Origin of the sequence: Mycolicibacterium holsaticum DSM 44478 = JCM 12374 (genome assembly GCF_019645835.1) — a bacterium.
Taxonomy (GTDB): domain Bacteria; phylum Actinomycetota; class Actinomycetes; order Mycobacteriales; family Mycobacteriaceae; genus Mycobacterium; species Mycobacterium holsaticum.
The window spans coordinates 2,477,292-2,502,600 of sequence record NZ_CP080998.1; the positions used below are offsets into that span (position 1 = coordinate 2,477,292).

Genomic DNA, 25,309 nt, shown 5'->3' on the forward strand with positions numbered 1-25,309 from the left:
CCTGTCTCATCGGGTTGTGCCGGGTCACAGCACGCTGTAGCCGCCGTCGACGATCAATGCCGATCCCGTGCAGTACGAGGCATTTTCGGTGCACAGGTACAGAACTGGGGACGCGATCTCGTCAGGTTCGCCGAACCGGCCCAGCGGGATGTGGCCGATTTGCTCTTGTTTGATCTCCGGCACGTAGTCCATCGGCGCCGTCATCCTGGTCGCGACGACTCCGGGTACGACGGTGTTGAGCCGGATGCCGTCGTCGGCCCACTTGACGGCGAGGTTGCGGGTCAGCGCCAGCACGCCCGCCTTGGCCGAACCGTATCCCGGCACGATCGGTACTGAGCGAATCGCTGCCATCGACGCGAGCATCACCACGCTCGCTCCCCCAGGCGCCGTCGATCGTTTCAACGCTCCGTGCAACCGCTCGGTTAGCGTGAACGGCGCCAGCAGGTTCACCTGCACCGACAGAGCGAAGCCTTCAGGGGTGGACTCGTCGAGACCACCGGGAAAGTTGGCGCCCGCGTTGTTGATCAAGATGTCCAACGTGTCAAAGGACTCGGCGAGGGCAGCGATGCCGACGTCATCGGTCAATGACAGTTGGCGGTAATCAAGCCCCGACAGATCCACGTCGTCGTAGTCCTGGGGCCCCGGACGTGTCCCGGTGACGGTCACCGTGGCACCGCTGTCACGCAGTAAAGACGCCGTCGCGTATCCGATGCCGCTGGTCCCGCCGGTCACCAATGCGGTGCTACCGCTGAAATCGAAATGGACGCGGTTCGTCATGACAGCTCCTCGATCTTCTTGCGTAGCCACGCGGCCTCCCAAAAGTTGGTGCTGGCATCCAGCAATCGCTTGTGCGCAGCGACCTGAATGCTCTTTGCCCTCTTGTCGTCCGGCACAGTGCGCGTGACGATCTCCGCCAATCGGATCGCGCGGACGGGATTTCCCGCGTCCAGAAGCTCTGCCGCCCGATCCAGCACCGCTTCTGCGCCGGCTAGTTCGACCAGCGTCTGCTCCGCGAAGTCCGGGCTTTCGGCGTACAGCTCGGCGGTGGAGCGGTGATGGAACCAGCCCGCGTAGTTCTCCCAGATCGCGCGCACATTCCACCGCACCATGCCGTAGCCCTCGCCGACCTGCATGGCGGGTGGTAGCACCACCTCGCGCATCAGCGTGTGTACATCCTTGCCGGCGTTCATCCCCGCCACAGTCTGGTCGTGGATGGACAGCACGGCGTCACGAAGGCGAGTCAACTCCCAGTGGATCCGTTCCTTGCCGACGATCGGGCCGAAATGGCCGGTGAGAAGCGTCTCCGCTCCCAGCGCCCGCACCCTGTCGATGGACTCGACGACGGTGAGCGCATCGCGGTACCGGTCGCCGCGGATCGTCACCAGGTTCGGAATGTGCCCGAAGAGCGCCCCGAACACGTTGCCGCATAGGCAGACACCCTCGTCGGGCAGCCACACGACGAGGCTGTCGGTGGTTTCGCCGCCTGGTGTCGCATAGAGCTGCAGGTGCCGCCCGCCCAGTTCGATGAGGAATTCGTCGTCGAACACGATGGTCGGGGTGGGGGCACTCTGTGGCGGCGGCGGACCGAATCGAGCCGTGGCGTGGTTGATCGTGTCCATCACCTTGTCCACCCAGGCGAAGGCAGAATTCTGCGCGCGGAACGCGGCCAGAATCTCGTTGTCCCGTCGCCACATCTCCCAGTTCGACTGGGCGACAATGTCACTGTCCGGGTCGGCGACAGTGCCGACACCGCCCACGTGATCCACATGCCCCTGGGTGAGGATGACGTACCGGATCGGCGACGAATCGACGGCGTCGTAGTTGGCGCGGTGAACCGGCCCCTCGAAGCCCATCCCCGTGTTCACCACGATCCGGCCCTCGCCGGTCGTCAACAGGAAGGAGTTCGACAGGCCCGGTGACATCCAGATCCCCGGCGCGACCTCTTCGGCGGGCGCCCCGGCGCCGACGATGGCGTCGCCTCCCGGCCGGCTCAGATAAATGGGCTCGAATGTGCTCATACTTCGGCCCGCACATCGAACCGGTCGAAGTAGAAGGCGAACCTCGCCCGTATCTCTTCAGGGGTCCGCCCGAAATCCCGTGCGAGGTCGTAGCGCACCTGGCCGTGCTTGCCCCGGGGGTTGGCGTCGAGGTAGCTCTGGAAAGCCGCACTAGCCTCCGGCGTGAGTTCCGTTCCGTTGCACTCGTACAGCGTCTCCAGGATCGAAATCTCGTTGCCGTTGAGCTGATGGAACGGGATATCGACGCTGCGGTCCGCACCGATCAATTCGCGGTCGCGCACGCAGGCGCGTAGCAACCGTTCGATCCGGTCGATCCAGTACTCCACCAGTCCCTCGGGGTCGATCTCTTTGCGGCGCATCCGGTCCCCGTAGGCCAGCATGGTCACGGCGGACTGGATGACGGCCACGGGGTCTCGGTGGGTGAACGCCACTGTGGCGTCCGGGAAGGTCTGCATCAGCGGTCCGAGTTGCTCGCAGTGTTGCGGCGATTTGAGGACCCACTGGCGTGGACCACGCAGGAAGGTCAGCGCCTGCAGAACAGTCCGCAGGTAGCCGTAATGTTCGCGCTGGTCGAGCCCGAGGTAGAAGTCTCGCCATTGCGGCACCCGGGCGTGCCACTCCAGGACATAGCTCGCGAAGTCGAGGTCGAGGAGCTCGACTTCCTCCTCGATGGCCTGCGGGAATCGGTCGTGCATCGCCTGCACCAGGGGCGTCATCATCTTGGCCGATTCGTGCTCTTCGACGCTGCGCGTGAATCTCGGGTCGACGCCGCCGACGTCGGGACCTTCACCCAGGTACGGAAAGGGTTCCTGGCTTTCCCAGTACGGCAGCGCGCGCCGACGGGTGTCGGCCGCTATGAGATTCACCAGATGCGTTGTACCCGAGCGGGGAAGACCGACGACGATGAACGGACTTTCGATCTCGATGGCGTGGATCTCCGGGTAGCGACGCAAGAGGTCGGCCAGCAGCAACCGCTGTGACAGCAGTCGGATGATCCGGTTACGGATGATCAGCCTGTTCAGGTTCGTGTTGCCCGAATCGGCGTCCACTGCCGCGGCGTATGCCTCCAGCCGGGGACGAAAGTCGCCCGGGCCGAAGTCGTCCATTCCAGTTCGCTCGATCGCCTCGTCGATCAGGGTGGCCGGATCGAGTTCGACCGATACCGCAGCCATGTGTTCGAGGACCTGCCGTTGGATCGGATCGAGCACCGGCGCTGTCAGATCGTCGATGTCCAGAACTGTTTGCGCCATCGCGGGCATCCTCTTCAGAATGGCAGTGTGTCGAATATTCGAGTTATGATTCGACTATATGAACGCGAAGTTAGGCGAGGAAGACCCCGACGGTCAAGACCTTTCGCCCCCGACCCGACGTGTCGTCGCAGTCGTCGAGTTACTGGTCGATCGTGCCGGCACCCCGTTGACATTGGCTGAGATATGCCGTGAGCTGCGGATCAGCCGATCCACCGGGCACGCCATCTTGCACACACTGCGCGTGTGCGAGTGGGTTCTGCGTGACCCACTCAGCGGGAAATACTCACCGGGCCCGGGCCTGCCTACCCCACCGTCGGCCGCGACACCGCTGTCACGCGTTCTCAGAGCGCCTCTGCACAAGCTGTGCACCGAGCTCGGCATGGCGGTCTGCATCTCGGAGGTGAGCGATGGTTCCATCACCGTCATCGACGCGGCGTCTCCCGGAGCCAATCCTCCCCCTGTTCGCGCCGGGGTGCGCCTGCCCTTCGTCGCACCGTTCGGCCGCGAGTTCGTCGCATGGGCACCCACAGCCGCGCACGAGCGCTGGATGGACGCCGCCGGTGCGGCCAATGATGTCTACCGGGCGCGGATGCCAAAGGTGCTGACAGAGGTTCGGGAACGCGGATACGGTATCGAACGCCTCAGCGACCCCCTGCTGCGCGTGTACACCGCGCTGCTGGCCCTCGACAATGGAAACGGGCCGGATCCGGTCTCGGTTCGTCTGGCCGGTGCCGTCGCCGACCTGACAGTCGTCGACTTTCTACCCGACGAGTTGCCCGAGGTGGATGCCCATCCCCTCGCCACAATCTCGGCACCGATTTTCGATGAGCACGGCACCGCCGTTATGTCGGTCTCCGCGCAGCCGTACCGTCAACTCACGCAGCAGCAGGTACGTGAAATCGGGGCACGGATCATCGACTTCGCCAGCGTGGCTGCGCCTCTCATGAGGCGCTCGGCGCCGTCGGCGTAGCCATCGCGTCGATCGTCAGCAGGGCGCCGTACAGCACGGCGTCGGCGATCGAGCGCTTGCTCACGTTATGTGCCAGCCTCATACGCCGCACCTGACGAGAACCGCGCACGACACGTGGGCATCTCGTCAACGATTATGCAGCAATCGAATATGCAGGGTTACCCGTAAAGTACGCCGTATCGCGGTGTCTACCAATTGCTTTTGTCCAATGTGGTGGTGACCGCGCAGCGCTCAGAGATCGAGGACGACGCGTAGGGCTGCATCGACGCGGCGCATTTCGTCGAAGCTGAGGAACCCGACGCTCTTGCCGAGCCGGCCTGGATCTATCGCTGCAGTCTGCTCAGCAAGCACCCGGGTGTTGAGGCCGCCGATTTCAACTTCGGGTCGGAAGCTGGCGGCACGAGCCGACGTGGACGTCGGTGCGACTAGCCAGGTCGACAGTGGCAATTGATCTGACTGAACGACGACCGCGTAGCGGAAACCGGCCTGTTCGTGACCGCGACTCCCCCGCGGGGCATGCAACTGAAAGACCTCACCACGCACGCAGGGTCTCCATATCGCGCAGCACCTGCATGGCCTCCGCGCGATCGGACTCGTCTTCGGCAACGCTCTCCGCCTCGGCGCGAATCGCCGCGCTGGCCTTCCGGCGTGCGGCATCGATCAGAGCAGATCGAACGGCTGCGGACACAGCCGTGCCGTCTTTGGTCAAGACCTCCAGCGCCTTCGATGTGTCTTCGTCCGGCCGGAAGGTAATCGTGTCAGCCATAGCGACAGTGTACGACGTTTTGTAAGACAGTCACTGGGTTCCCCGTCGGCGCTGTCTCGGCACGGCAGCGACAACTCCCGCAGCGGGCTACCACTGACACCTTGGTATGGCACCCCAGCAAACAGAAGGCGGGTATTCGGACCGTCGCGGATCGCTCACAGCGGCCACGTCGCCACGACGAGGATCGGGGCTCCAGTCTTCCCTGGCGCACTTGCGTCGCCGCTCGATTCAGGAGGAATACGACGGAATCGAATATGGCGGGTTACCAGTAAACTACACCGCATTGCCCTGCTGCCCAACGGTTCTCGTTTACCGCGCAAGCCCGAGAAATGCCATCATGGCTCGCTCGACTTCGACGACTTGTTCCGCAGTCAGCCGACCGACTCGCGCGTGGACGTTCGACCTCCTGACAGTTGTGAGCTTGTCGATCATCACGTCACTGTCGTGGTCGAGTCCGGATAACCGTCCGTCTCCGCCGGCTATCCGAATGCGCATTAGCGGAGCCTCCAGTAATGCGCTGGTGATCGGCGCAACCGCCACCGACATCGTGGCATCGAACAAATCATCCTGGACGATCACCGCGGGACGCGGTTTTGTCGAGTAGACACCCCCCGCTACGGTCCAGATCTCTCCTCGGTTCACTCCTCGTCCCATGGCGTCGAGACAGCTTCGATGAAGTCCTGATCATCGCTGTTTACATCCGCCCGCGCCACCAGTGACGATTGACGATGAGCCTCGGCGGCAAAACTCTCGGTGCGCACGTCAGGCACCCAGACTTGCAGTGGGCGCAGGCCGCGCTCCCGCATGCGCCGGCGGTACTCGCCGACCCTGTCTCTCACCGCCATGGCAACATGTTACATGTAACGTCAAGTCCAGGTCGCCAGATAGTCAGATCGGCTGGGACGACAAGCAACACATCAGCTACGGCCCCGCTTTACGCTTAGTCTGAGCTACCTGGGATGCTCATCAACGCAGGCCCCAGGAGGTGCTCCAACCTCGACGCGCCACTTGCTGCCAGGTGGAATACGGCAGCATTGAATATGGCGAGTTGCCCGCAGTAACCACACTGCAGCATAACGGAACTCGAGTACTGATGGCTGTCTGCTTCTGTCAGATCCACTACTTCTCGAGAGTGTTCCGCGAAACTCCCGCTCCCCTGGTCGCCGAAATGCTTGGATATAGCTACCAAATCACCCAGCGCCACGCGGACCTATCGGGCACCAACTGGGCCAGGTACCCGCCCACCTACATGTCGTGGGCAGAACACGTTAAAGACCCTGATGTTAAGGGATATTTGACCGGCCCAGGTCTCGGGCTGTGCGACCGCATGCATCATGACCACCACGACGGTGACAGGCCGCCCGCCTGAACGCAATGTTGACGAACCCGAAGCACAACCGCGACTTGCGTACTGAGGGGCAAGAACTTAAGTAGTCAACTACTTAGGCACTTCGCGATTGACTGCGACATGCTCGACCGAGTCCACAACAGACTGGCCCCGAGGATCGCGATGCTTGAGAAACTTCGATCGCCTCAGGATCGTGCAGCCCATAACCATCGCCGCGAGGCCGATCGGCACGCCAGGCCAAGCTCCGCTGCCATGTTGAGGATGTCCTTGGTTCCAGCCCACCACGGAAGGCGCTTGTCTGCAATCGATTGCTTGGCCCAACAGCACAAGATCGGCCTCATCTAGGTCGGCACACACGACGTCGAACGAGAGGGAATAACCGAGATGACAATCTCAGCGCCCAACATCGTCGGGCCGCTCACCCCAGCCAGTTTCGGTCTACGCGTTTCCAACGTGCTCGTCGGCGGTGTCGTGCACGCGTTGAGAAATGGAGTGGAGATCGGTGCGCACGCTTCAGTGGCTGCGGACATGAGCTTCGAGTTCTATGCGGGCGTGACGCTCAATGCACACGAGGAGATCGTCGCCGTTCAGGAGTTCAACGGCGAAGCGAGCCCATTACCCCCGCGCGGCACTGTCGTTCAGGACATTGCACCGCCGTACTCGGGACATAGATTCGTCTCGCACGTATTCGGTTGCAGCAGTTGCCTGTTCCTGGCTGGTGTCACGGCTGGCGCTGAACTTCGCCTACAAGCGAGCGGAGACTTCTTGGGTTCGGTCCGATCCGTTGACGGCACAGCAGTCATTGATCTGGTTCGCCCGGTCAAGCCCGGAGAGCAAGTTGAGTCGCTGCAGATCGTTAATGGGGTTCCCGGCCCGATTGTCACGAGCCCTCCGGCTGATCGCGCACCGGGAATCGGAAAGAAACGGATAGTGCAGCTCGCGTTCGGTCAAGCGATGGAGTGCAAGCCCGGGTTCGACGTCTCCAACGTCATCGACGGCGAGACACTCATCGTGCACCCCGACATCGAAGGCGACCCGAAGGCTTTCCACGAAATCAGGGTGCCCGTGCCGTCCATGCTCCTGTCGTTACCGCCGCTGAAGGCGCACCAGCGAGTCAAGGTTTTCGAGCAGCTGTGTGAGCGCGGAGAGGATCAGCAAGGAACCGAGGTCGTGGCGGCTCCCCTGCAGTTTCAGCAGCTACCCCATGTGCTCGGACCCCTGTGCGCCGGCACGCCCAAGGTCACCGTTGCGGGGTTGATACCTGGCGCGGTGGTCAAGGTAAAGCAGGGCGATGTCGTTGTCGGACAGGGTCAGGCCAGCGGTGGCTCCCTAGAAATGTGGGTCACCCCGTTGGCCGCGGGAGAAGTGTTCGCCACAGAGGAACTGTGTACAAAGTCGTGCAGCGGACCTCCTGAGCCAGTTGTGGCGAGTCCCGCGCATCCAGAGCCGTGTGAGGTCATCGACGCGTTGTTCGACTGTTCGAATCAAGTCTGGTATCGGGACGCGCGACCGGGCGCATGGCTGGCGTGCTTCTCAACGGAGGTCGGTCAACTAAGCGATTGGGTGCAGGCCCCGGCCGCCGAGGGCGTTGTGCACCTTCACACGCCGCTGAAAGAAGGCCACCATGTCCTGCTGCGCCAGTCGGCGTGCGGCGCTGAGCCGCAGCCGTCGCGAAACATAGTCGAAGTCCAGAAACTTCAGATTTCGGCGCCCGTAATCCAAGGTCCGCTTTATATCGACCAGCCTCGAATCAAAGTGAGCGCGATACCCGGGGCGCTTGTACAGCTATACACACGTGACTCCTACGTCGGCCATGCGGTTGCCGACCATACCGGCACCGCGATATTTCATTCGAAGGTCAGCACATCGGCGAACCTCTACCCATTGGACTATCGGTTCGTCAAAGCCCGGCAGTTGCTGTGCGATCGTGTGTCGAGCCCTTCCCCGGAAGCGCAGATCAAGGACCGGCGGCCGTTGGCGCCAACCATCATCGCGCCATCGGTCGGGGAGGTTGGAACAGCAGTACAACCCCTGCTGCGATGGAGTGACCCCGGTGCTGGAACGAAGGATGCCGCGGTCCGGTACTTCGTATACGTGTCCGACGCGAGCAATCCACAACTAGATGAGAACAAGCCGTGGCTCGCCAGGGAGGTTGTCACGACGACTCAACTGATGATGCCCCACGAACTGCAGTACTCGAAAACGTTCCACTGGTTTGTCCAGGGCATCTTGGGTGAGCCCGGATTCGAGGTGTCCGGACCGCGATCCGTCGGGAAGTTCACCACCATGAATCAGCCTGTGCCCCAAGAAGGAGATGGACAACCTCCGGACGGAGGACCTCCGTCGGCGGCAAAGGGTAACGCGCGCGTGCTGGCCTACAACTGCTATCCGTCTCGACGCCCAATCACTATCTACGTTCGGAACGCGACGGAGGGCGGCCCGTTCGAGAAAAAGGGAACGCTTGATTCGCAGTACACCGAATGGGGAACCTGCGGCATCAACGTGAACTCGGTTCCGCTCACGATCCCACTGAAGGACGGGCAGATCTTTGAGATCGTCGCCGTGGACCCCGGAAACGACAACTGCCCCGACGGCGATCCCCTGACACTCGGATGCAGAGCCAACAACGTATTCCTCCTTGGCAATGCCAAGGGCGGTGACTTCATCTTCGGGTAATCGCTTCACACACGGCCTAGGACGTAGCGATGGGCGCACTGCAGGATTGGACCAGCTTGGAGATTGCGAAGCTGGTCGCGTCATTGGCGACGCCAATCGTCGTCGCCTGCTTGGGATTCTGGATAAGCCGCAAAGTAAGGGAATCCGATCGGCGATTCAACGAAGCGCGGGATGAGAGAAAAGAAGGCCGCGAGGCCGAGAAGAGGGCGATCGACGACGAGCTCTACCGGCGTAACGCACTGCACATCGGCTTACAGGTGGATTGCCAATTCCACGGGCTCAGACAAGGTCAATACCTGACAACCTTTACGGTGTCGGCGAAGAACGTCGGCCAAGTGCTGCACGAATTCGAGCAAGTGACCCTTCGGGTCAGAGCGATCAAGGACGAACCCTTCACCGTCTTCCGACGCTCAAATCCCCGGAAACAACGCGAAGACGAGTGTGCACGGCGTGTGGCCTTCCCACATGAGGTGCTCAAAGCGAACCTCGTGCCGTGGAACTTCGTGTTCATCGAACCTGGTGTCACACAGGATCTGACACTGACGACCATGATTCCCGCCGACTACTCCTACCTGCTGGCCCACGTCGTGTTCGAGTACAAGGAGTACTGGCCGCATACTGCCGAAGCTGTGTTTGCCGTCCCCGCTGGGCTTTTGAGGTCTAACGACGCTGTCGCCGTACGGTCAGGTACCATCCGCGACGACGCCGACCACTGCCGTCGAAATGGCTGACGCTGTTCGGGACTCGAGTGCTGACATGGTGGGACTCCCTGGCTCCCCAGACGACATAGACTGGCGAGCCATCAATGGACGACTCCGGGGTCGCGCGCCGGTGCGGACTCTTCTGGAAGGGCTGCCCCAAGAGTCAAAGCCGAGCACTTCACGGCGACCGTCGGCCTACCCGGACTTCTTTCGCTGTTACGACGCGAGGGTTTCATCGAGCCAGTCGAACATTCGCTGATGAAACAACGTCAGCGCGCCTTCGTGGCAGTGCTCTTCGGCACCCTCGGCGGCGGTGAACTTCAGTAGCGTTTTCTTGCATCGCAATGCGTCGTAAAGCATTTGCGGCTGGCCGGCGAAAAACTGGTCATTTTCCGCCTCGCAGACCAGCGTCGGGCAGGCGATTTTATCGGCCACGTCGGTAAGGTCGTATTTGTTGAACTCGTCGATGAATTCTTGGGCAGTGGTAACTCCCGGCGTCCACAGGCCATTGGACAGCATCCACCGCAGCGAGCTCGACGCCTGCGCACGTTGGGCGATCAGCGTCTCCAGTTCGGCGACCCGCTGTTCTGGATCAGGTTCTTGTTGTTGCGGTTCGGGCAACGCCGCCGCCATGGCGAATACTCCGTCGTAGGCGATGCATGCCGAAATCCGGTGTTCCTATGCCGCGGCGCGGGGGGCGAGGTAGCCGCCCATGCTCATGCCCAGCAAGGCGATGCGCTCAGGGTCGACGCCGGGCAGCGTGAGGGCGACGTCCACGACGGGGGTGACCACAGCCTCCCAGTCATACCGAAACGGCAGTTTGTCGATCCGTAACGCGGACCCCTGCCCCGGACCTTCGAAGATCAGGCAGTTCCATCCGTGTTGTTGCGCGGCCTTTCCGACGGCGAAAAACATCTCTTCGACCGTCGAGTCGTAACCCCCGTGCGCGAGCAACGTCGGCGCAGACTCGTGGCCGCTGGTGTTCAGGTAGTAGCCCTGCAGTTCGACTCCCTCGTAGCGAATACCGACGCGCGTCCAGTTCGCCTGGATCTCCGGAGCGGCCCGGAACGCCTTGATCGCGCGCGCGGAGGTGTCAGCCACCCGCGGATCGTTGACTGGGTCGTCGCGAAGGAAGAACTCGGCGGTGCGGTAGTAGTTGGAGGCACGCAGGTAGGCGCTACTGGCGCTGGCGGCGTGCGCCTTGGCCGCGCAGTCGTCGGCGATCGCGACGATCCGGTCGGCCAGCGCCCGCCACTCGGAATACCACGACTCCGGGTCACCGGGGGTGATTCGCGCAGCGGTGGCCATCACCTCACCGATATCGGCCCCGCCGTAAGCGGTGTACCCGACCGCGCGCAGCGTTTCGAATGAGAACGCTTCGTCGTCGAACATGAATCGCATAGCCACACCTCCGCTTAAAGCAACTCTATGTTGCTATAGTGAGAGCATTGCACTCCGGAAGCCTTAACGCAACAGATCGGGGCTCTAAATGGCGAATCGGCAGGTGGTCCAAGGTGTTCGGACCGGTGGTCGCAGCGCCCGGGTCCGCGAGGCGATTCTTACTGCGGTACTCGACGAACTGAGCGTCAACGGGCATGCCACGTTGAGTGTGGAGGCGATCGCCTCCCGCGCGGGCGTCAACAAGACCACCATCTACCGACGCTGGCCCACCCTCGACGACCTGTTGGTCGACGCGCTCATGACGTGGTCACACGACGCAATTCCGCACCCGGACACCGGCGGGATCGAAACGGATTTGCTAGCGCTCGGCAGGACCTTCGCCGACCAACTCAACAGCGGCATCGGACGACAGATCGTTGCGGCCGTCCTCACCGCCGGCCTGCGATCGGCCCCACTTCGCGAGGTGAGCCGACGCTATTTCGATCACCAGACCGAACGCGCGGCGCCCATCATCACCCGAGCGATAGAACGAGGTGAGCTTCCGCCCCGCACGGACACCAACGCCGTGCTCACCACGTTCCGAGCACCACTGTTCTACCGCATGGTCACCACCGGCGACCCGATCGACGACGGGTTCATCGCACAGACCACCCGCGTAACCCTCACCGCGGCCCGTGCCGGCGAGCTGTCGGTGTGATCCGGGGCAGCTGAGAGCGGCGGCCAGTACCGCTGGGATGGCGTTGTGGACCAAGATGATTCACTCCCCCTTCGTGCGCAGGTCCCAGGGCGGCATGCCGGTCACGCCCGCCAGGTTGCGTTGCAGCGCAACACCGGCCGGTAATGTGCGATAGAAGATGTTGACCTCGGCGATCTTGCCGTCGGGGTCCAGCAGGACGAGGAATATGCCATTGACAGTGGCGTCTCCGACTTGCAGCCGGAAGCGTGCGGCGTGGTGGGTGTCGCCGCTGAGGACCTCCAGATACGTGTCGTCGGACGAGAGTCCGTTGACGGCCTTGATCGTTTCCACGGCGACCTTGCGGCCGGTGATGGGGTCGTCGCCGAACGGGCCGTAGAGCACCACGTCCTCGGCGAGCAGGCTGGTAAGGGTGTCAGCGTCTGCGCCGCCGTTTATGCAGTCGACGAAGGACTCCAGGGTGGCGCGGTGTGGTGCGAATACGGTCATGGTTTCTCCTGGCGTCGCGAGAGATTCATTGGTGGACAACCGAGTTTCTGCGCTCGGCGAAGTAGTGTCCGTTGTCCAGATCGTCGAGCAGGCGGGGCTGGGTGGGTTCCCAGCCCAGGGTCTGGCGGGTGATGAGGTTGGAGGCCGGAAGGTCCATCGTGACCAGATTCGTGAACATGCCGAAGTACCCCGGCAGCATCAGTTCGTCCACGGGCACGCTGACCGTCGGCAGGCCCAGACGGCTGCCAATGGCCTCGGCGATGTCGCGGAACGGAATTCCTTCGTCCTCGACGGCGTGCCAGTAGCTGCCGGCCGGACCCTTTTCCAGCGCCAACCGGAACAGGGTGGCGATATCGCGGATGTGCGCCGCATTCCACAGATTCGCGCCGTCGCCGGGGTAACCGGCGAAGCCCTTCGCCTTCGCGAGTGCGATCAACCCGGGCAGGAATCCGGCAGTGTCGGTCGTGTCGTGCGCAATGGTGGGAAACCGCACGACCGACGACCGCACTCCCCGCTCGGCGAGTCCGACCACGGCGAGTTCCACGGCGTTACGGAACCGCAGGGTGCCCGAGTACTCCCGCCCGGTGGGCAAGGCCGGGTCTTGCTCGGTGGCCGGGCGCCCCAGATTCCCGAATGACGACGAGGCAATACTGCCCGCCGCGACCAACGGTTTCCCGGTTCCCGCGAGTGCCTCGCCGTAGGCGTGGATGACCGGGACCTCCGCGGTGGTCACTGCGTCGATCCCGCCGGAGGGCAGCAGGTCCTGCCGGTGCGCGACGTGAACGACGCCGTCGGAGTCCGCGGCCGCCTCCTTGAGCCCGTCGAGATCCTCGAGGCTGCCGCGACGCACCTTCGCGCCGAGCGCGGACACCGCCGCCGCGGCCGCGTCGGACCGGGCCAGGCCGGTGACCTCGTGCCCCGCGGCGATGAGCTCGGGAATGATGTGTGAACCGGAATGGCCGGTCCCGCCAGTGATGAAAACGCGCATGTGACTGTCCTTTTCAGAGTAGGTGCAGTGGCTGGTACGAGGGCGCTCAGCTGCGAACGTCGACGCCGAGGGAGAAGTTGGTGTGCTTGATGGAGTGGGTCATGAGGCCCAACTGCATCAGGCCCACGTTCTCCAGCGCCCGCGCCATCAGCAGCTGCCCGGTATCCATCGGGCGCAGTCCCAGGGTCTCGATGAATCTCGACACGCTTGCCTTTGCCTGCGGGTCGTCACCGGCGATGAACACGTCCAACGGGTGCCCCTCGGCCGGGCCGTCGGTCAGAACATTGGCGAACAGCGTGTTGAACGCCTTGACGACATGCGCGCCGGAGGGGGCGGCCTTGGCGATTTCCTGCGCGCCGGAACTGCCCTCGGGGGTGACAAACCCCGTGAAATCGGGGGTGACCGGGTTGGTGATGTCGATGATGATCTTGCCGCGCAAGCCATCTCCGTACCCGCTGACCACCGCCGCCGCGCCGGCGTACGGCACAGTGAGGATCACGATGTCCCCCGCCGGTGCGGTATCGGCCGCCCCGACGGTGGCGCCGCCACCCAGTTCGACGGCCAATTCCTTGGCCTTGGCCTGGTCACGGCCGACGATCTCGACGTCGTTGCCGCCTGCGAGCGCCCGCCCGGCCAGCGCGCTGGCCATGGTTCCGGCGCCGATGATGCTGATGCTGCTCATGAGGTGTCCCGTCTCTATGACTCCGAATTTGGTTGATCCCTCAACCGTAGACCTGCTTGGATGATGCGTCAACCAATTCGGATAAGTGATCAGGCCGCGCCTGGCAACCCTTCGCTTACGCGCATCAACAGATCGAGGTCCACCCTTGGCGAGCAGGCGCCGTAATCGCCATCAGCCGTGAGGTTTTCGTTCGCTGATTCCCGCTGAACGAGCAACACTGCTGTGACCCAACGGCCGACGTCGAAATCTCAGCGTGTGCCAAGCGGTACGTCTGCTGCGGGGAGGGCGTTGTCGATGAGAACGGCGGCGATGGAGGCGGCGGTGGCGAAGCCTTCGGTGTTGAGGACTCGGTTGCGCGCCGAGGCGCCATCGAGCAGCAGGGCCAGTTGTTCACCGAGCTGTTCGGGGTTGGTGGCGCCGGCCTCGCGCGCGGTTTCGGCGAACCGCGCGGCAAAGGCCTTCTTGTAGTCGCGGGCGTGCACGCGCGCCGGGTGGTCCGGGGAGTTGATTTCGACGGCCGCCGCGATGAACGGGCACAGCGATCCCTCGATGTCGAAGGCGGCCAGGAGCCGTTCGCGGGGTGTGAGGTCGGTGCGGTCGAACACCTCGGGCAGTACATCGGGATCGAAACGACGCAGGTGTTCGGCGATCAGCTCGTCCTTGCTGGTGAAGTGCTGATAGAAGGTGCGCTTGGACACCTGAGCCACCGCGCAGAGCTGGTCCAGGCCGGTGCTGTTGATGCCTTGATCGCGGAACAGCTGCCGCGAAGCGGCGAGGATGCGCTCTCGCGCTCCCCTGCCGCGGCGCAAGCCTCGCGGGCCCTTCGCCAACTCCGTCATGTGCCCAGCTTAGCGCAATTCGGTACCGATCGGTGTGCATAGCTTGCGCAGCGGGCATCGGTGCGCGTACGTTAGGCACACAGATCGGTATACATAGTATCGGCGCAACGAAACGGAAGAGATCATGGGAAAACTTGATGGCAAGGTCGCGGTGATCACCGGTGCGACAAGTGGTTTGGCACTGGCCGGCGCCAAGCTGTTCGTTGACGAAGGCGCTCACGTCTTCATCTCGGGCCGACGGAAGGACGCGCTGGATGAGGCCGTCGAACTGATCGGCCGCAACGTGACCGGCGTGCCGGGTGATTCGGCCGACCTCGACGATCTGGACCGGTTGTTCGACACGGTCAAACAGGAAAAAGGCTCGATCGACGTGTTGTGGGCAAGTGCGGGGACAGGCGAGCAGGCAAGGCTCGGCCAGATCACCGAGGAGCACTTCGATGCCACCTTCGGGCTGAACGCGCGCGGCACATTGTTCACGGTTCAAAAGGCGCTGCCGCTGTTCAACGATGGCGGCTCGATCTTCATGACGGGGTCGAACGCATCGCTGAAGGGCTACCCCGAGTGGAGTGTGTACGCCGCGAGCAAGGCCGTGCAGCTTGCCTACGCGCGGGTGTGGGTCTCGGAGTTGAAGGACCGCAATATCCGGGTCAACGTGCTGACCCCCGGCCAGGTCGCCACGGCGAAGCAGGAGGAGTTGTTCGACGAGGCGATGAAGGCGCAGTTCGAGTCCCTCATCCCGCGCGGAAAGATGGGCCGCCCTGAGGAACTCGCGTCGGCCGCGTTGTTCCTGGCTTCCGACGACTCGAGCTACGTCAACGGCATGGAACTGGTTGTCGACGGCGGCACCTCAGCGATCTGACCTGCCCCAGAGACACCAGGAGTAGCCATGACCACATTGGCCCCGCACCGCGACACCGTCGACCAATTCGTCGCCAGCATGCACGCCGGCGCGGACAAAGACGCACTTTCGGACATCCTCGCCGAGGACGTGGTGCTGTACGGCCCGCTCGACGACGAGCCACTCACCGGCCGCCAGGCCGTCCTGGAAGCCATCCAGACCGTCAGCGCGGCGGCCGCCGACCTCACCTACAGGGAGGTTCTCAGCGGCACGACGCATCACGCCGCGTACTTCCGGCTGCAGATCGACGACACCGTGGTCAACGGAATGGACCGCATCCGGTTCGACGCCAACGGCAAGATCGCCGAGGTGACCATCTGGTGGCGTCCGCTGCCATCCGGCGTCGAGATGCAAGGGCGCCTTGCGGGTCTTCTCGGCGGGCAACCCTGGAAGCTCCTCACCCATACGGCGTAACAGCGAAACCGACCCCTCATCCCCCGGGCCACCGGCCCGCCAACCAGCCAACAAACAGAAGCGAGCACATCATGACAAGCATCAGCATCATCGGCTCGGGAAACATGGCCAGGGCCATCGGCGCCCTGGCCGTCCAGGGCGGCAACACCGTCGAAATCATCAGTCGCGACGCAGCCAAGGCCGCAGCCCTGGCCGGCGCGCTAGGCAAGGGTGTCACGACCGGAACGTGGGGCTCCGCCCCAGCCGGCGACATCGTCATCCTCGCCGTGTTGTTCGACAGCGCCGCACCAATCGTCAGCCGGTTCGGGGACGCACTGGCCGGCAAGATCATCGTCGACATCACCAACCCCTTCAATGCCACGGCAGACGGGCTGGCTATCCCCGAAAACACCTCGGTCGCACAGGAAGTCGCCAAGGCGGCCCCGGCCGACGCCAACGTGGTGAAGGCATTCAACACCGTCTTCGGTCACGTCCTGGAAAAAGGCCAGACACTCGATGTGTTCTTCGCCGGCGACGACACGCAAGCCAAAGCGCACGTGTCGAAGTTCATTGAGAGCCTCGGGCTACGCCCGCTGGACGTCGGTGGCTTGAAAATGGCGCACTGGCTAGAGGGAGCGGGCCTGGTCCTCATGGGCGTCGCCCGCTACGGCGCGGGGAACTTCGACATCGCCCTCGGTGTCACCAAAGTTCCCGGCTGAGCCGCAGAAAAGCCAGCGGAGGAACACGATGAAGCTTGGTTTCGTCATTCCCATCATCGGCCCGGCCATCACCAGCGCCGTTGGCCTCAGCGCGTTCTGCCGAGGGCTCGAGGACCTTGGTTATGACACGTTGTGGGTCGGCGATCGACTGGTCACGCCGGTGGACATGCAGGCCACCTATCCGGGCAGAGAGCAGCCGTACCCGCCGCAGATGACCCGCTACCTCGATCCGGTGCTGCTGTGGACCGTCGCCGCCACCGCGACCAGCCGGGTGCGATTGAACGCCAGCACGCTCAGCACGTTCTACTACGAGCCAACGCATCTGGCCCGGCAGCTGACAACGCTCGACGTGCTCAGCGACGGCCGCCTTGACGTCGGCGTGGGGGTCGGATGGATGAAGGATGAACATGACATCGCCCGCGGTGCAGACTGGCGCCGCCGCGGGCGGATGCTCGACGACGTGCTGGCGTTCCTCCAGGAGTGGTGGACGACCACTCCGGTGTCCTGGGATAGCGAGTTTTTCTCCCTACCGGCGGTCCATGCCGACCTGCGCCCGGTCCAGGCCGGCGGTCCGCCCATCTGGATCGGCGGTGCCAGCGAGGCCGCGATGCGCAGGGTCGGCCGCGTTGGCACCGGCTGGCTCGGGGTCGAAGGCCTGCAGGACTCCGACCAATTGTGGCCGATTGCGCGCCGTGCGGCGCAGGACGCCGGCCGCGATCCTGACGCGCTGAAGACGGCCATGCGAATCGACATCGGGCCCGGCGCGTCCGTCGACTCGGTGGTCGACAAGATCGAACGCTTCGCGGGCGACGGTGTCGACGAGGCGATCGTGGATGCCATCCCTCTGTTCCCCACCCTCGAGCAACTGCTCGACTTCGCCAGCCAGGTAATCACCACATGGGGTGTTCGTCGGACGGCTTGACGGCGAGGGACGCGAGGCTGTCCTTCGTCGGCACTCCCCGACCCACCTTCTTTGATGATACGTCAACCATTTGGCGTAACATGATGCCGATGGAACCGAACTGGCTGAGCCCTGCTGAAGGCCGCGCCTGGCAGGCATTCGTGTATGCGCATCAACAGCTCGAGGCCCACCTGAGCCGGCGCCTGCAGCAATCGGGGCTGTCCGGTGCCGACTACGAGGTACTGGCCGCACTCTCGGCTCACGCCGGGGGCCGCATGTCGGCCCGTGATCTGAGCACCGCACTGAGCTGGGAGAAAAGCCGTCTCTCCCACCAGGCGCGACGCATGCAGAAGGACGGGCTGATTGTGCGCGAGCCCAACCCCGACGACGCCCGCAGCACCATGGTCTGCCTGCTGCCGGCCGGCCGCGCCGCCATCGAGAAGGCCGCGCCCGGACACGTCGAGGAAGTCCGCCGGAACTTCATCGACCTGTTCACCCCGGCCGAACTCGACACGCTCGCCACCCTCAACGAACGAATCCTGCAACACCTGGCCACAGACCACGACTCCCCCGGCTAATCGTCCTCGGCGTCATCGCGGTGCGCGGCCTCGATCACTTCGGGCGGTACCGGCCTACGCAACCACGCCTGCATCCGCATCAGCCCGCCGGCGATCATCCCGACGGCGAGCACGGCGACGATGATCCAGAGCGCTGTCGACATGCAGCAATTCTCCCCCTGCCCAGGCGGCGTGAGGCGATATTCCCAGCCCTAATGTCTCGCGCTGAGGTGTTTGCGCGCCCACTGTTCAGCGGTCGTGGTTGGGATGCCGCGGATGGCGTTGAACGTACCGGTCTTCGGCCACGCGACGCCGTTGCCCTGAGCGAACACCGCGCGGTACTTCCGTAGTCTGTCGCCGGGGTTTCGGTCGAGGTCGTGCAGTAGCTGCGCGACGGTCCATTCATTGCGGATGACCTGGGCTCCCGTGGTCCGTTCGACGATGTCGGCGAGTTCGCGGTAGGTGATCGTGTCGCCGGCGACGTAGACGACCTGGTTCGCGATACGCGGGCTGGTCTGGATGATCTCCGCGGTGAGCACGCCGATGTCCTCCGGAGTGGTGACGGTGACTTCGGTGTCCCAACTGCCAAGCGCGTTAACGGTATTGGTGGTGAGGTCGACGACGCCGAAGGCGGGTTCGAAGAGGAAGCTGGTGAACATGCCGGTCGACACGATCACCCATTCGGTGATGCTCTGGGCACGCAGCATGTCGCGCACGTCGAGTTGTTCGTCGAACAGGTCGTGAGGGCTGCCGCGTCCGATGGCGTCGTAGTCGACGCCGAACTGCCACGGGAGGTATCGCGGAACCCGCGCCGCCAGCGCGGCTTCGGTGATCTTGCGTTGGGTTCCCGCCCCCGCCGCGAATCCGATGCAACTCACCACCGTGTGGAACTGTCTCAGCACTGTCGACAACTCAGCCGTCGACGCCGTCGCAACGTCGGCCTCTACGATTCCGACGCCGCGGGCCGCGAACTGATCGCGCAGCTGGGCATGCCGGGGTGTGCCTGACGGCCGCAGCAGCACAGTCACCGGCGGTGCGTCGTCCCGATGAGTCAGTGCGGCGACAACGTTGCCGCCGAGTTCGCCGGCTCCGATGACGAGGATCCGTGCCCCATCTGGTGATTGCTGCGACGCCATAGTTCCTCCGTGCCGCTGATCAGTTGGCGTATGCGAACGGTCGCGACAACAACCCGCTGCGACGCAGCATTCCCAACCGTCGAGGTAGTGCCGTGCACAGGTAGGTGAGCCAGATCACTTAACGTCGATGGAATCTCGGTAGGCCCGCGCGGCTTATAGCTGACAACAGCGAAACGGATCGGCGTGGCGCTCACCGGAGGACGGAGACGATCGATGAGGACATCACGGCCGGCCGTCTTCGGCGCAGTGGCGCGATCTGCAAACGTCCTGATTCTGGCATGGATGACTGCCGTTGCCGGATTGCTCACCGTCCCCGCTGCGAGCGCTTTCGCCGCCGACGACTCCTGCGCCGCAGTAGAAGTGGTTTTTGCCCGCGGCACGTTCGAACCACCTGGTGTCGGGGCAACCGGCCAAGCGTTCGTCGATGCACTCAATGCTCGTCTGCCCGGACAAGCTATTGAGGTCTACGGGGTGAATTACCCCGCGTCGTTGGCTTTCGGTCAGGCGGCCGACGGTGTCGCGGACGCAGTGAACAGGATCGAATCGATCGCCACGCAGTGCCCGGCGACGAAGATCGTGCTCGGCGGCTACTCGCAGGGCGCGGCGGTGGCCGGGTACGCGACCTCCAGCGTCGTGCCGGCCGGAATCAATCTTCCTGCCGGCCTGTCCGGGCCGATGCCCGTGTCGGTTGCGCCCCACGTTGCCGCGGTGGTGCTCTTCGGGACGCCTGACGACTGGTTTCTGGGCCTGGCCGACCGCTCCGCGCCGCCGATCACCATCGGAGATCTCTACGTCAAGAAGGCGATACAACTGTGTGCGCCCGGCGATCCGGTGTGCTACCCCGGCGGACTGAATCGCTCCGCCCACAGCGCGTACAAGGTCAACGGGATGGCCGACCAAGCGGCCGACTTCGTGATCGGTCAGCTGTCCGCGCCCTCGCCTGCGGCCGTATGAATTCCGCGAGATCGAATATGGCGGGTTACCAGTAAGACCGGCGGGTGGAGGGACCTCCCGCCCCTGCGTGCCGCACGTCTGCGTATGGTCGGCCAGTGACTGACGCATCACCGACCATCAACCCCTTCGATCTTTCCGGCCACGTCGCGGTGGTCACCGGCGGCGGCTCCGGCATCGGCTTGGGATTCGCCGGCGGCCTGGTCCGCGCAGGAGCATCCGTGGCCATCCTCGGCCGCACCGCCTCGCGCCTGGACGACGCCGCCGAACATCTCCGCCGCCACGGCCGACCCGTGCTGCCAGTCGTCTGCGACGTCACTGACGAGGACGCCACCGCCGCGGCCATGGCGCGGATCCGTAGCGAATTCGGCTACCTCGACTCGTGTTTCGCTAATGCCGGAGTGCGCGGCGGGTTCATTCCAGTGCTCGAGACATCGCTAGAAGCGTTCCGCGAAGTCACGCGAGTCGACCTCGACGGCGTGTTCGTCACGCTGCGCGAAGCTGCCCGCCAGATGATCGAGGCCGGCCGCGGCGGCAGCCTGGTGGCGGTGTCGAGCCTGGGCGCGTTCCAGGGGATGCCGCGCCAACCCGCCTACGCGGCCTCCAAGGCCGGTGTCACCTCGTTGGTCGACAGCATGGCGGTCGAGCTGGCCCGTTACGGAATCCGCGCCAACACGGTGGCTCCGGGCTGGTTCGACACCGATATGACCTCGGAGGGCCTGAACAACGAGCGGTTCCGCGAGCGGGTGCTGCCGCGGGTTCCGGCGCGCCGCTGGGGCGCACCTGACGACGTCGGCGGGGTGGCCGTCTATCTGGCCAGTGCGGCGAGCCGCTATCACACCGGCGACGTGCTGCGTATCGACGGCGGCTATCTCAAGTTCTAGTGCCGGACGGTCAACCCGCACCTACCGCGGCGGCGGGTCGATGGGCGTCAGCGATATCGGGACCTGATGGGTCCCCGGTCCCTCCCCTGGGCAGCCGGCTCCATGGGTGGTGAGCGTCCGCTCGCCGAAGAAGCTGCCGTCAGGGTTCGGGATCAGGTAGTCGGACCGCGTGGATGGCACTGCGCTGCGCGGGTCATTGCGATCACAGAAGTACGGATACTCACCGGAGGTTTCCCAACGGTTGTTGTTCCACCTGTACTCGAAAACCAAAGGAGCGCCTGGGTTGCGGTCGTGGTCGGGGGTGTTGTCCCAGCGCGGAACACAGCCGTTGACGTCGCAGTGGGTGACGAACTGGACGGGAAAGCTGACCGAATCCATCGGCGTGGGCATACCGTTGAACGTCTGCTTCGCGAAGTCGATGAATGCGCTGTAGTACCCATATATCGGTGGCGGCTCGACGCGGTCGGCTTCAGCGACCGGCGAGCCGACGAGCGCGACGCACGCCGCTGTCGTGATTGCGATCGACCCACGTTTCATCAGGAGTCGATCTCCAGTGCATCGGCGAGTTTCGGTGGAATCTTAGGGTTTTCGAAGTCGGGATACCAGCGGGTGATGATGTCGCGCAACGCCACCTCGGCCTCGAGCTGGCAGGCGACCGCCATGATGCCGGCGATGGTGCGGAACATCAGTGCGTGCTCGGGAGGGATGCTCAGCACGGCGCCGTCGAGAAAGTCTTGCCCGCGCGCCAACCCCGGCACGCGCGGGGCCAGCTGCTGCATCCAATGCCGGTTGAACCGGAACGACTGCGCCAGAGCCGGTTCGATGAACGGGCCGAAAAAGGACTGCACATCCTCGGGGTCGATCAGGGTGTTCGAACCGCTGAACCCCAGACCACTCAGCTCGGCGTTGATTTCCGACAGCACCAGCGCCTGCAGCTCCGGATCGGCTATGTCGGCCAGTTGCACGGATTCGGCGACCTCAGCCAGCCGGATGCTGTCCAGGAACACCAGCGCCGAACGATGGGCGGTGGCCACTGAGCCGAAGTCGACCACGACCAGCCGGCCGTCCGGGGTGAGTTGGTAGTTGCCCGGGTGCGGGTCGGCATGGAGCTTGCCGAGCAGTGTCATCGAGGCGGCGCTGAACTCGAAAAGTAACCTGGCCGCACGGTTCTTGGTGTCTTGATCGCCGGTTGTAATCAGGTCTGAAATCGGTTGTCCGCTCACCCATTCGGTGACCAGAACCTTCGGTGACGACGCGATCACCTTCGGCACCAAGAACTGTGGGTCGTCGGCGAACGCCGCGGCGAACGCGCGCTGATTGTCTGCCTCATGGCGATAATCAAGTTCGTCGGCCATCCGTGCCGACAACTCTTCGATCATCGGTCGCACTGCCAGCCCAGAGAACAACGGCTCGATCAGTCGGCTGAATCGTCTGAGTTGACGCAAGTCCGACATCAACGCGACGTCGGCACCCGGATACTGCACCTTGACCGCCACCGAGCGGCCGTCGTGCCACAGCGCCCGGTGCACCTGCCCGATGCTGGCCGCGGCGACCGGCGCGTCGTCGAACTCGGCGAATCGCTCGCGCCACCGTGTCCCCAACTGCTCGGCCAGCACGCGGTGGATCCGATCCGCCGTGATCGGTGGCGCGGCCGCCTGAAGTCTGGTCAACGCGTCTCGGTACGGGGCCGCGTATTGCTCCGGGATGGCCGCCTCAAACATGCTCATGGCCTGGCCGAATTTCATCGCGCCGCCCTTGAGTTCGCCCAGCACGGCGAACACCTGCTCGGCGCTGCGCGCTGACCACTGCTCAGCGATCAGCTCGGCATCGCCGCCGGCCAGCCGTTGCCCCCAGCCGAGTACCGCTCGCCCGGCGGCGCGCACAGGCAGCCCCGCCAACTTCGCGCCACGACGCACCGTTCTCCGCGGGACATCCACCACAAGCTAAGAGTCCCACACCATTAGCCGTCGTAGGCGCCCCCGAGCTATTTTTCGGCCAGATCGGCGAGGTGCTCGAGCGAATTGTCCAGGTGCTGGCCGTCAAACGGCGGGAACGCGATGTTTTGCCGAATCGCCGCGGGCACCGCCGACCAGTCGTAGGTCAGGGTCACCTTCGCCCGGTCATCGCCGACCGGCTCGAGGTCGTAGCGCCAGAACCAGCCGCCGATCTCGAGTTCGGCGTCGTCATCACCCTGGCCTGGCAGCCACGCGATGGCACGCGGTGGTTCAAACACCGTGATCCGGTTGGCCATCTCGTAATGCATGCCGCCGTAGTTCGAGTGGTACATCGCCATCCGAAAGACCTGTCCGACCTTAGTCAGCTGCTTTCTATCGAGTGACTCCCGTACCCAGCCGGTGCCGTCGATCTCCTGGTGGGTGGTCGGGTCCGCCAGCACCGCGAACACGGTGTCGGGCGTGGCGTTGACGATCCGGGTGGTGCTCATATTTTCGGGTGCCATGCAGGTACTGACCAGGGACGAATCGCAAACTCATCGACGCACTCGGTCAGCGCGCATCCTGCCGGCTCGCGGCCAGAGATCCCAGCAGTGCCAGCGCTTCGGCGGTCGGCAAGCCGGCCAGCGCTGAAAACCGGGTGTGACGCCACGCGCAGCGTGGGTACCCGGTTGTCATGACCAACGCCGACTCCCGCCCCGCCGCCGTCCGTCGGCAGGCACAGCAGCACGCTGAGCAGGCCCGCCGCGCGATGGCGCAGAAGCGAGCCGAAAATGACGGCGGCGTCAGCGGTTGGTTCAGCGACCGGGCCGGAGATTGGGATCTCAGCGGCCAGGACGAAGTGACGATGCAGCGCCAGAAATACCTCTGGAACTTCCTGGTCGATCACTGGTTCCGGATGGAATTCGACGGATGGGAGAACCTACCCGATCCCCCGGTCCTACTTGTTGGCATCCACTCCGGTGCTCCGTTCGTGTGGGACGCCTGGACCGTCGGCGTGCAGTGGTGGCGCCGGTTCGGTCAGGAGCGCACCCTGCACGGCACCGCCCACGACGCGCTGATGGCGATCCCGTTGATCGGCCGGTACTTTCGCGCGATGGGAGTGTTGCCGGCCGCACCGGACTCGATGGCGACGGCGCTCGCCGAAGGACGCGACGTCGCGGTGTGGCCCGGCGGAGAGGTCGATTCGTTGCGGCCGTGGGCCGAGCGTGACGTCGCCAACCTCGCCGGCCGAACCGGGTTCGTGCGCATGGCGATCAAGGCCGGCGTGCCGATCGTGCCGATCGCCACCGTCGGCGGTTCCGACGCGATGCCGGTGCTGATTCGCGGCGATCGAATGTCGCGTGCGCTGCAGTTGGACAAGGTGTTGCGGCTCAAGGTGTTCCCGGTCGCGGTGTCGTTACCCTGGGGCATCGCCCCGGCCGCGCTGCCGCAGATCCCGTTGCCCGCCAAGATCCGCACGCGGCTCATGCCCGCCGTACACGTCGACCACGACCCGGCCCGCGTCGACGACGACGACTACGTCGAGCAGAAATATCGGGAGGTGCAGGCCAGCATCCAACGCGGGATGGACGCGCTGGCCCGCAAACGCGCCTTCCCACTGTTCGGCTGAAACCAGCACCGATGGTGGGTATCTGGCGCGAGGCGAGGCACGTCGGCGTAATGTCAACGCCATGAGTGACTGGAACACACAGATAATCAATGAGTTCCGTGCCAACGGCGGCCGGGTCGGCGGTAACTTCGAGGGCGCTCCGATGGTCCTCATCCACCATACGGGCCGCAAGAGCGGTAAGCAGACGGTCACGCCCACCATGTACCTGCCCGACGACGACGATCCCGACACCATCTACGTATTCGCCTCCAAGGCAGGCGCGCCGACGCATCCCGCGTGGTATTACAACCTCACCGCAGCCGGCACCGCGCAGGTCGAGGTCGGCACCGACACCTATACCGTCGGCGTCACCGAGATATCGGGCGCCGACCGCGACCGCATCTACAGCGAACAGGCCCGCCGCTACCCCGGCTTCGCCGAATACGAACAGAAGACCGCGGGTATCCGCACCATCCCGGTGCTCGCGCTCAAGCGCAGCTAGACC

The 25,309-nt window shown here is 64.2% G+C and carries 29 protein-coding genes and 1 pseudogene; 13 read left to right on the forward strand and 17 right to left on the reverse strand.

All coding sequences use genetic code 11. The annotated features are described in order from the left end of the window. Window positions 1-24 precede the first annotated feature (24 nt). Genes K3U96_RS11890 through K3U96_RS11900 form a run of 3 tightly spaced genes read right to left on the reverse strand, consistent with a single transcriptional unit; the run spans window position 25 to window position 3,268 of the window. Window positions 25-777: an SDR family NAD(P)-dependent oxidoreductase gene (locus K3U96_RS11890; RefSeq protein ID WP_220693142.1), complete on the reverse strand. Its 753-nt coding sequence runs from the start codon at window positions 775-777 to the stop codon at window positions 25-27. Continuing rightward, window positions 774-2,018: an MBL fold metallo-hydrolase gene (locus K3U96_RS11895; protein ID WP_220693143.1), complete on the reverse strand. Its 1,245-nt coding sequence runs from the start codon at window positions 2,016-2,018 to the stop codon at window positions 774-776. Before K3U96_RS11895 ends, K3U96_RS11890 begins: the two co-directional genes overlap by 4 nt. After that, window positions 2,015-3,268: a sulfotransferase family protein gene (locus K3U96_RS11900; RefSeq protein WP_003932514.1), complete on the reverse strand. Its 1,254-nt coding sequence runs from the start codon at window positions 3,266-3,268 to the stop codon at window positions 2,015-2,017. Before K3U96_RS11900 ends, K3U96_RS11895 begins: the two co-directional genes overlap by 4 nt. 58 nt (window positions 3,269-3,326) lie before the next feature. Between K3U96_RS11900 and K3U96_RS11905 the strand changes: the two genes are divergently transcribed. Further along, window positions 3,327-4,238, forward strand: a complete 912-nt coding sequence (locus K3U96_RS11905; protein ID WP_220693144.1) for a helix-turn-helix domain-containing protein — start codon at window positions 3,327-3,329, stop codon at window positions 4,236-4,238. 231 nt (window positions 4,239-4,469) lie between these two features. Here K3U96_RS11905 and K3U96_RS11910 read toward each other — a convergent pair whose 3' ends face one another. The 4 genes from K3U96_RS11910 to K3U96_RS11925 all read right to left on the reverse strand — a co-directional run bounded on the left by K3U96_RS11910 (window position 4,470) and on the right by K3U96_RS11925 (window position 5,849). After that, entirely contained in the window at window positions 4,470-4,781 is a 312-nt protein-coding gene (locus tag K3U96_RS11910) for a type II toxin-antitoxin system PemK/MazF family toxin (RefSeq protein ID WP_069407964.1), read from the reverse strand. Beyond that, a complete protein-coding gene (locus K3U96_RS11915) occupies window positions 4,771-5,004 on the reverse strand; it encodes a hypothetical protein (protein ID WP_069407965.1) in 234 nt (77 codons plus the stop codon). The genes K3U96_RS11910 and K3U96_RS11915 overlap by 11 nt, the downstream gene beginning before the upstream one ends. Window positions 5,005-5,313: 309 nt before the next feature. Then, window positions 5,314-5,646 (reverse strand): type II toxin-antitoxin system PemK/MazF family toxin, encoded by a 333-nt coding sequence (locus K3U96_RS11920; RefSeq protein WP_069407966.1) that lies wholly within the window; start codon window positions 5,644-5,646, stop codon window positions 5,314-5,316. Beyond that, a complete protein-coding gene (locus K3U96_RS11925; protein WP_069407967.1) occupies window positions 5,643-5,849 on the reverse strand; it encodes an antitoxin MazE-like protein in 207 nt (68 codons plus the stop codon). Before K3U96_RS11925 ends, K3U96_RS11920 begins: the two co-directional genes overlap by 4 nt. Window positions 5,850-6,736: 887 nt before the next feature. Between K3U96_RS11925 and K3U96_RS11930 the strand changes: the two genes are divergently transcribed. Further along, entirely contained in the window at window positions 6,737-9,028 is a 2,292-nt protein-coding gene (locus K3U96_RS11930) for a hypothetical protein (RefSeq protein WP_220693145.1), read from the forward strand. 29 nt (window positions 9,029-9,057) lie between these two features. Next, window positions 9,058-9,759, forward strand: coding sequence for a hypothetical protein (locus tag K3U96_RS11935; RefSeq protein WP_220693146.1), 702 nt, complete (start codon window positions 9,058-9,060; stop codon window positions 9,757-9,759). A gap of 186 nt (window positions 9,760-9,945) precedes the next feature. Here K3U96_RS11935 and K3U96_RS11940 read toward each other — a convergent pair. Beyond that, window positions 9,946-11,130, reverse strand: a pseudogene (locus tag K3U96_RS11940) (alpha/beta hydrolase family protein). An 88-nt stretch (window positions 11,131-11,218) separates the two neighbouring features. Here K3U96_RS11940 and K3U96_RS11945 point away from each other — a divergent pair. Then, window positions 11,219-11,827 (forward strand): TetR/AcrR family transcriptional regulator, encoded by a 609-nt coding sequence (locus K3U96_RS11945; protein WP_064919610.1) that lies wholly within the window; start codon window positions 11,219-11,221, stop codon window positions 11,825-11,827. A 60-nt stretch (window positions 11,828-11,887) separates the two neighbouring features. On the opposite strand, the gene K3U96_RS11950 is transcribed toward K3U96_RS11945, so the two are convergent. The 4 genes from K3U96_RS11950 to K3U96_RS11965 form a co-directional block, all read right to left on the reverse strand. Then, window positions 11,888-12,313: a nuclear transport factor 2 family protein gene (locus tag K3U96_RS11950; protein WP_064919609.1), complete on the reverse strand. Its 426-nt coding sequence runs from the start codon at window positions 12,311-12,313 to the stop codon at window positions 11,888-11,890. A gap of 25 nt (window positions 12,314-12,338) precedes the next feature. Next, window positions 12,339-13,301: an SDR family oxidoreductase gene (locus K3U96_RS11955; RefSeq protein WP_064919608.1), complete on the reverse strand. Its 963-nt coding sequence runs from the start codon at window positions 13,299-13,301 to the stop codon at window positions 12,339-12,341. Window positions 13,302-13,347: 46 nt separating this feature from the next. Further along, window positions 13,348-13,983 (reverse strand): NADPH-dependent F420 reductase, encoded by a 636-nt coding sequence (locus tag K3U96_RS11960; protein ID WP_064919607.1) that lies wholly within the window; start codon window positions 13,981-13,983, stop codon window positions 13,348-13,350. 248 nt (window positions 13,984-14,231) lie between these two features. Continuing rightward, on the reverse strand, window positions 14,232-14,822 hold the full coding sequence (locus tag K3U96_RS11965; RefSeq protein ID WP_064919606.1) for a TetR/AcrR family transcriptional regulator: 591 nt from the start codon (window positions 14,820-14,822) through the stop codon (window positions 14,232-14,234). A gap of 124 nt (window positions 14,823-14,946) precedes the next feature. Here K3U96_RS11965 and K3U96_RS11970 point away from each other — a divergent pair, with 124 nt between their 5' ends. The 5 genes from K3U96_RS11970 to K3U96_RS11990 all read left to right on the forward strand — a co-directional run bounded on the left by K3U96_RS11970 (window position 14,947) and on the right by K3U96_RS11990 (window position 18,311). Beyond that, entirely contained in the window at window positions 14,947-15,681 is a 735-nt protein-coding gene (locus tag K3U96_RS11970) for an SDR family NAD(P)-dependent oxidoreductase (RefSeq protein ID WP_064919605.1), read from the forward strand. Between the two features lie 27 nt (window positions 15,682-15,708). Next, on the forward strand, window positions 15,709-16,134 hold the full coding sequence (locus K3U96_RS11975; protein ID WP_064919604.1) for a nuclear transport factor 2 family protein: 426 nt from the start codon (window positions 15,709-15,711) through the stop codon (window positions 16,132-16,134). A 71-nt stretch (window positions 16,135-16,205) separates the two neighbouring features. Continuing rightward, a complete protein-coding gene (locus tag K3U96_RS11980) occupies window positions 16,206-16,832 on the forward strand; it encodes an NADPH-dependent F420 reductase (RefSeq protein ID WP_220693147.1) in 627 nt (208 codons plus the stop codon). Window positions 16,833-16,860: 28 nt separating this feature from the next. After that, window positions 16,861-17,754, forward strand: coding sequence for a TIGR03619 family F420-dependent LLM class oxidoreductase (locus K3U96_RS11985; protein WP_069405555.1), 894 nt, complete (start codon window positions 16,861-16,863; stop codon window positions 17,752-17,754). Window positions 17,755-17,843: 89 nt separating this feature from the next. Continuing rightward, on the forward strand, window positions 17,844-18,311 hold the full coding sequence (locus K3U96_RS11990; protein WP_082948611.1) for a MarR family winged helix-turn-helix transcriptional regulator: 468 nt from the start codon (window positions 17,844-17,846) through the stop codon (window positions 18,309-18,311). Here K3U96_RS11990 and K3U96_RS11995 read toward each other — a convergent pair. Further along, window positions 18,308-18,454 carry a hypothetical protein gene (locus tag K3U96_RS11995; protein ID WP_109749211.1) on the reverse strand — a complete coding sequence of 49 codons (147 nt, stop codon included), beginning with the start codon at window positions 18,452-18,454 and terminating at the stop codon, window positions 18,308-18,310. The two genes, K3U96_RS11990 and K3U96_RS11995, sit on opposite strands and share 4 nt — an antisense overlap. Before the next feature lie 48 nt (window positions 18,455-18,502). Beyond that, window positions 18,503-19,426 (reverse strand): aromatic alcohol reductase, encoded by a 924-nt coding sequence (locus K3U96_RS12000; RefSeq protein WP_220693148.1) that lies wholly within the window; start codon window positions 19,424-19,426, stop codon window positions 18,503-18,505. A gap of 213 nt (window positions 19,427-19,639) precedes the next feature. Here K3U96_RS12000 and K3U96_RS12005 point away from each other — a divergent pair, with 213 nt between their 5' ends. Both K3U96_RS12005 and K3U96_RS12010 read left to right on the forward strand, forming a co-directional pair. Then, a complete protein-coding gene (locus tag K3U96_RS12005; protein WP_069405557.1) occupies window positions 19,640-20,380 on the forward strand; it encodes a cutinase family protein in 741 nt (246 codons plus the stop codon). Window positions 20,381-20,475: 95 nt separating this feature from the next. Beyond that, on the forward strand, window positions 20,476-21,261 hold the full coding sequence (locus tag K3U96_RS12010; RefSeq protein WP_069405558.1) for an SDR family NAD(P)-dependent oxidoreductase: 786 nt from the start codon (window positions 20,476-20,478) through the stop codon (window positions 21,259-21,261). 21 nt (window positions 21,262-21,282) lie between these two features. Here K3U96_RS12010 and K3U96_RS12015 read toward each other — a convergent pair whose 3' ends face one another. From K3U96_RS12015 to K3U96_RS12025, 3 genes are all read right to left on the reverse strand, one after another. Beyond that, complete coding sequence (locus K3U96_RS12015; protein ID WP_069405559.1) at window positions 21,283-21,798, reverse strand: MBOE_33420 family protein; 516 nt, start codon at window positions 21,796-21,798, stop codon at window positions 21,283-21,285. Next, window positions 21,798-23,177, reverse strand: a complete 1,380-nt coding sequence (locus K3U96_RS12020; RefSeq protein ID WP_230982435.1) for an ABC1 kinase family protein — start codon at window positions 23,175-23,177, stop codon at window positions 21,798-21,800. The genes K3U96_RS12015 and K3U96_RS12020 overlap by 1 nt, the downstream gene beginning before the upstream one ends. Window positions 23,178-23,245: 68 nt before the next feature. Next, window positions 23,246-23,719 (reverse strand): SRPBCC family protein, encoded by a 474-nt coding sequence (locus tag K3U96_RS12025; protein ID WP_069405561.1) that lies wholly within the window; start codon window positions 23,717-23,719, stop codon window positions 23,246-23,248. A 170-nt stretch (window positions 23,720-23,889) separates the two neighbouring features. On the opposite strand from K3U96_RS12025, the gene K3U96_RS12030 reads away from it, so the two are divergent. Together K3U96_RS12030 and K3U96_RS12035 are read left to right on the forward strand one after the other, a co-directional pair. Further along, the gene (locus tag K3U96_RS12030; protein WP_220693149.1) at window positions 23,890-24,825 is read left to right on the forward strand and encodes a lysophospholipid acyltransferase family protein; all 936 of its coding nucleotides are present in this window, start codon (window positions 23,890-23,892) and stop codon (window positions 24,823-24,825) included. A 61-nt stretch (window positions 24,826-24,886) separates the two neighbouring features. Beyond that, on the forward strand, window positions 24,887-25,306 hold the full coding sequence (locus K3U96_RS12035; protein ID WP_069405563.1) for a nitroreductase family deazaflavin-dependent oxidoreductase: 420 nt from the start codon (window positions 24,887-24,889) through the stop codon (window positions 25,304-25,306). Window positions 25,307-25,309 lie beyond the last annotated feature (3 nt).

What these genes read in the sequence shown, in the direction of transcription:
- K3U96_RS11935 (WP_220693146.1), top strand. Translation starts at nt 9,058, where the DNA reads ATGGGCGCACTGCAGGATTGGACCAGCTTGGAGATTGCGAAGCTGGTC.
- K3U96_RS11980 (WP_220693147.1), top strand. Translation starts at nt 16,206, where the DNA reads ATGACAAGCATCAGCATCATCGGCTCGGGAAACATGGCCAGGGCCATC.
- K3U96_RS12005 (WP_069405557.1), top strand. Translation starts at nt 19,640, where the DNA reads ATGAGGACATCACGGCCGGCCGTCTTCGGCGCAGTGGCGCGATCTGCA.
- K3U96_RS11950 (WP_064919609.1), bottom strand. Translation starts at nt 12,313, where the DNA reads ATGACCGTATTCGCACCACACCGCGCCACCCTGGAGTCCTTCGTCGAC.
- K3U96_RS11945 (WP_064919610.1), top strand. Translation starts at nt 11,219, where the DNA reads ATGGCGAATCGGCAGGTGGTCCAAGGTGTTCGGACCGGTGGTCGCAGC.
- K3U96_RS11990 (WP_082948611.1), top strand. Translation starts at nt 17,844, where the DNA reads ATGGAACCGAACTGGCTGAGCCCTGCTGAAGGCCGCGCCTGGCAGGCA.
- K3U96_RS11995 (WP_109749211.1), bottom strand. Translation starts at nt 18,454, where the DNA reads ATGTCGACAGCGCTCTGGATCATCGTCGCCGTGCTCGCCGTCGGGATG.
- K3U96_RS11900 (WP_003932514.1), bottom strand. Translation starts at nt 3,268, where the DNA reads ATGGCGCAAACAGTTCTGGACATCGACGATCTGACAGCGCCGGTGCTC.
- K3U96_RS11905 (WP_220693144.1), top strand. Translation starts at nt 3,327, where the DNA reads ATGAACGCGAAGTTAGGCGAGGAAGACCCCGACGGTCAAGACCTTTCG.
- K3U96_RS11930 (WP_220693145.1), top strand. Translation starts at nt 6,737, where the DNA reads ATGACAATCTCAGCGCCCAACATCGTCGGGCCGCTCACCCCAGCCAGT.
- K3U96_RS12000 (WP_220693148.1), bottom strand. Translation starts at nt 19,426, where the DNA reads ATGGCGTCGCAGCAATCACCAGATGGGGCACGGATCCTCGTCATCGGA.
- K3U96_RS11965 (WP_064919606.1), bottom strand. Translation starts at nt 14,822, where the DNA reads ATGACGGAGTTGGCGAAGGGCCCGCGAGGCTTGCGCCGCGGCAGGGGA.
- K3U96_RS11985 (WP_069405555.1), top strand. Translation starts at nt 16,861, where the DNA reads ATGAAGCTTGGTTTCGTCATTCCCATCATCGGCCCGGCCATCACCAGC.
- K3U96_RS11975 (WP_064919604.1), top strand. Translation starts at nt 15,709, where the DNA reads ATGACCACATTGGCCCCGCACCGCGACACCGTCGACCAATTCGTCGCC.
- K3U96_RS12015 (WP_069405559.1), bottom strand. Translation starts at nt 21,798, where the DNA reads ATGAAACGTGGGTCGATCGCAATCACGACAGCGGCGTGCGTCGCGCTC.
- K3U96_RS12025 (WP_069405561.1), bottom strand. Translation starts at nt 23,719, where the DNA reads ATGGCACCCGAAAATATGAGCACCACCCGGATCGTCAACGCCACGCCC.
- K3U96_RS11970 (WP_064919605.1), top strand. Translation starts at nt 14,947, where the DNA reads ATGGGAAAACTTGATGGCAAGGTCGCGGTGATCACCGGTGCGACAAGT.
- K3U96_RS11955 (WP_064919608.1), bottom strand. Translation starts at nt 13,301, where the DNA reads ATGCGCGTTTTCATCACTGGCGGGACCGGCCATTCCGGTTCACACATC.
- K3U96_RS12030 (WP_220693149.1), top strand. Translation starts at nt 23,890, where the DNA reads ATGACCAACGCCGACTCCCGCCCCGCCGCCGTCCGTCGGCAGGCACAG.
- K3U96_RS12035 (WP_069405563.1), top strand. Translation starts at nt 24,887, where the DNA reads ATGAGTGACTGGAACACACAGATAATCAATGAGTTCCGTGCCAACGGC.
- K3U96_RS11890 (WP_220693142.1), bottom strand. Translation starts at nt 777, where the DNA reads ATGACGAACCGCGTCCATTTCGATTTCAGCGGTAGCACCGCATTGGTG.
- K3U96_RS11915 (WP_069407965.1), bottom strand. Translation starts at nt 5,004, where the DNA reads ATGGCTGACACGATTACCTTCCGGCCGGACGAAGACACATCGAAGGCG.
- K3U96_RS11895 (WP_220693143.1), bottom strand. Translation starts at nt 2,018, where the DNA reads ATGAGCACATTCGAGCCCATTTATCTGAGCCGGCCGGGAGGCGACGCC.
- K3U96_RS11960 (WP_064919607.1), bottom strand. Translation starts at nt 13,983, where the DNA reads ATGAGCAGCATCAGCATCATCGGCGCCGGAACCATGGCCAGCGCGCTG.
- K3U96_RS11925 (WP_069407967.1), bottom strand. Translation starts at nt 5,849, where the DNA reads ATGGCGGTGAGAGACAGGGTCGGCGAGTACCGCCGGCGCATGCGGGAG.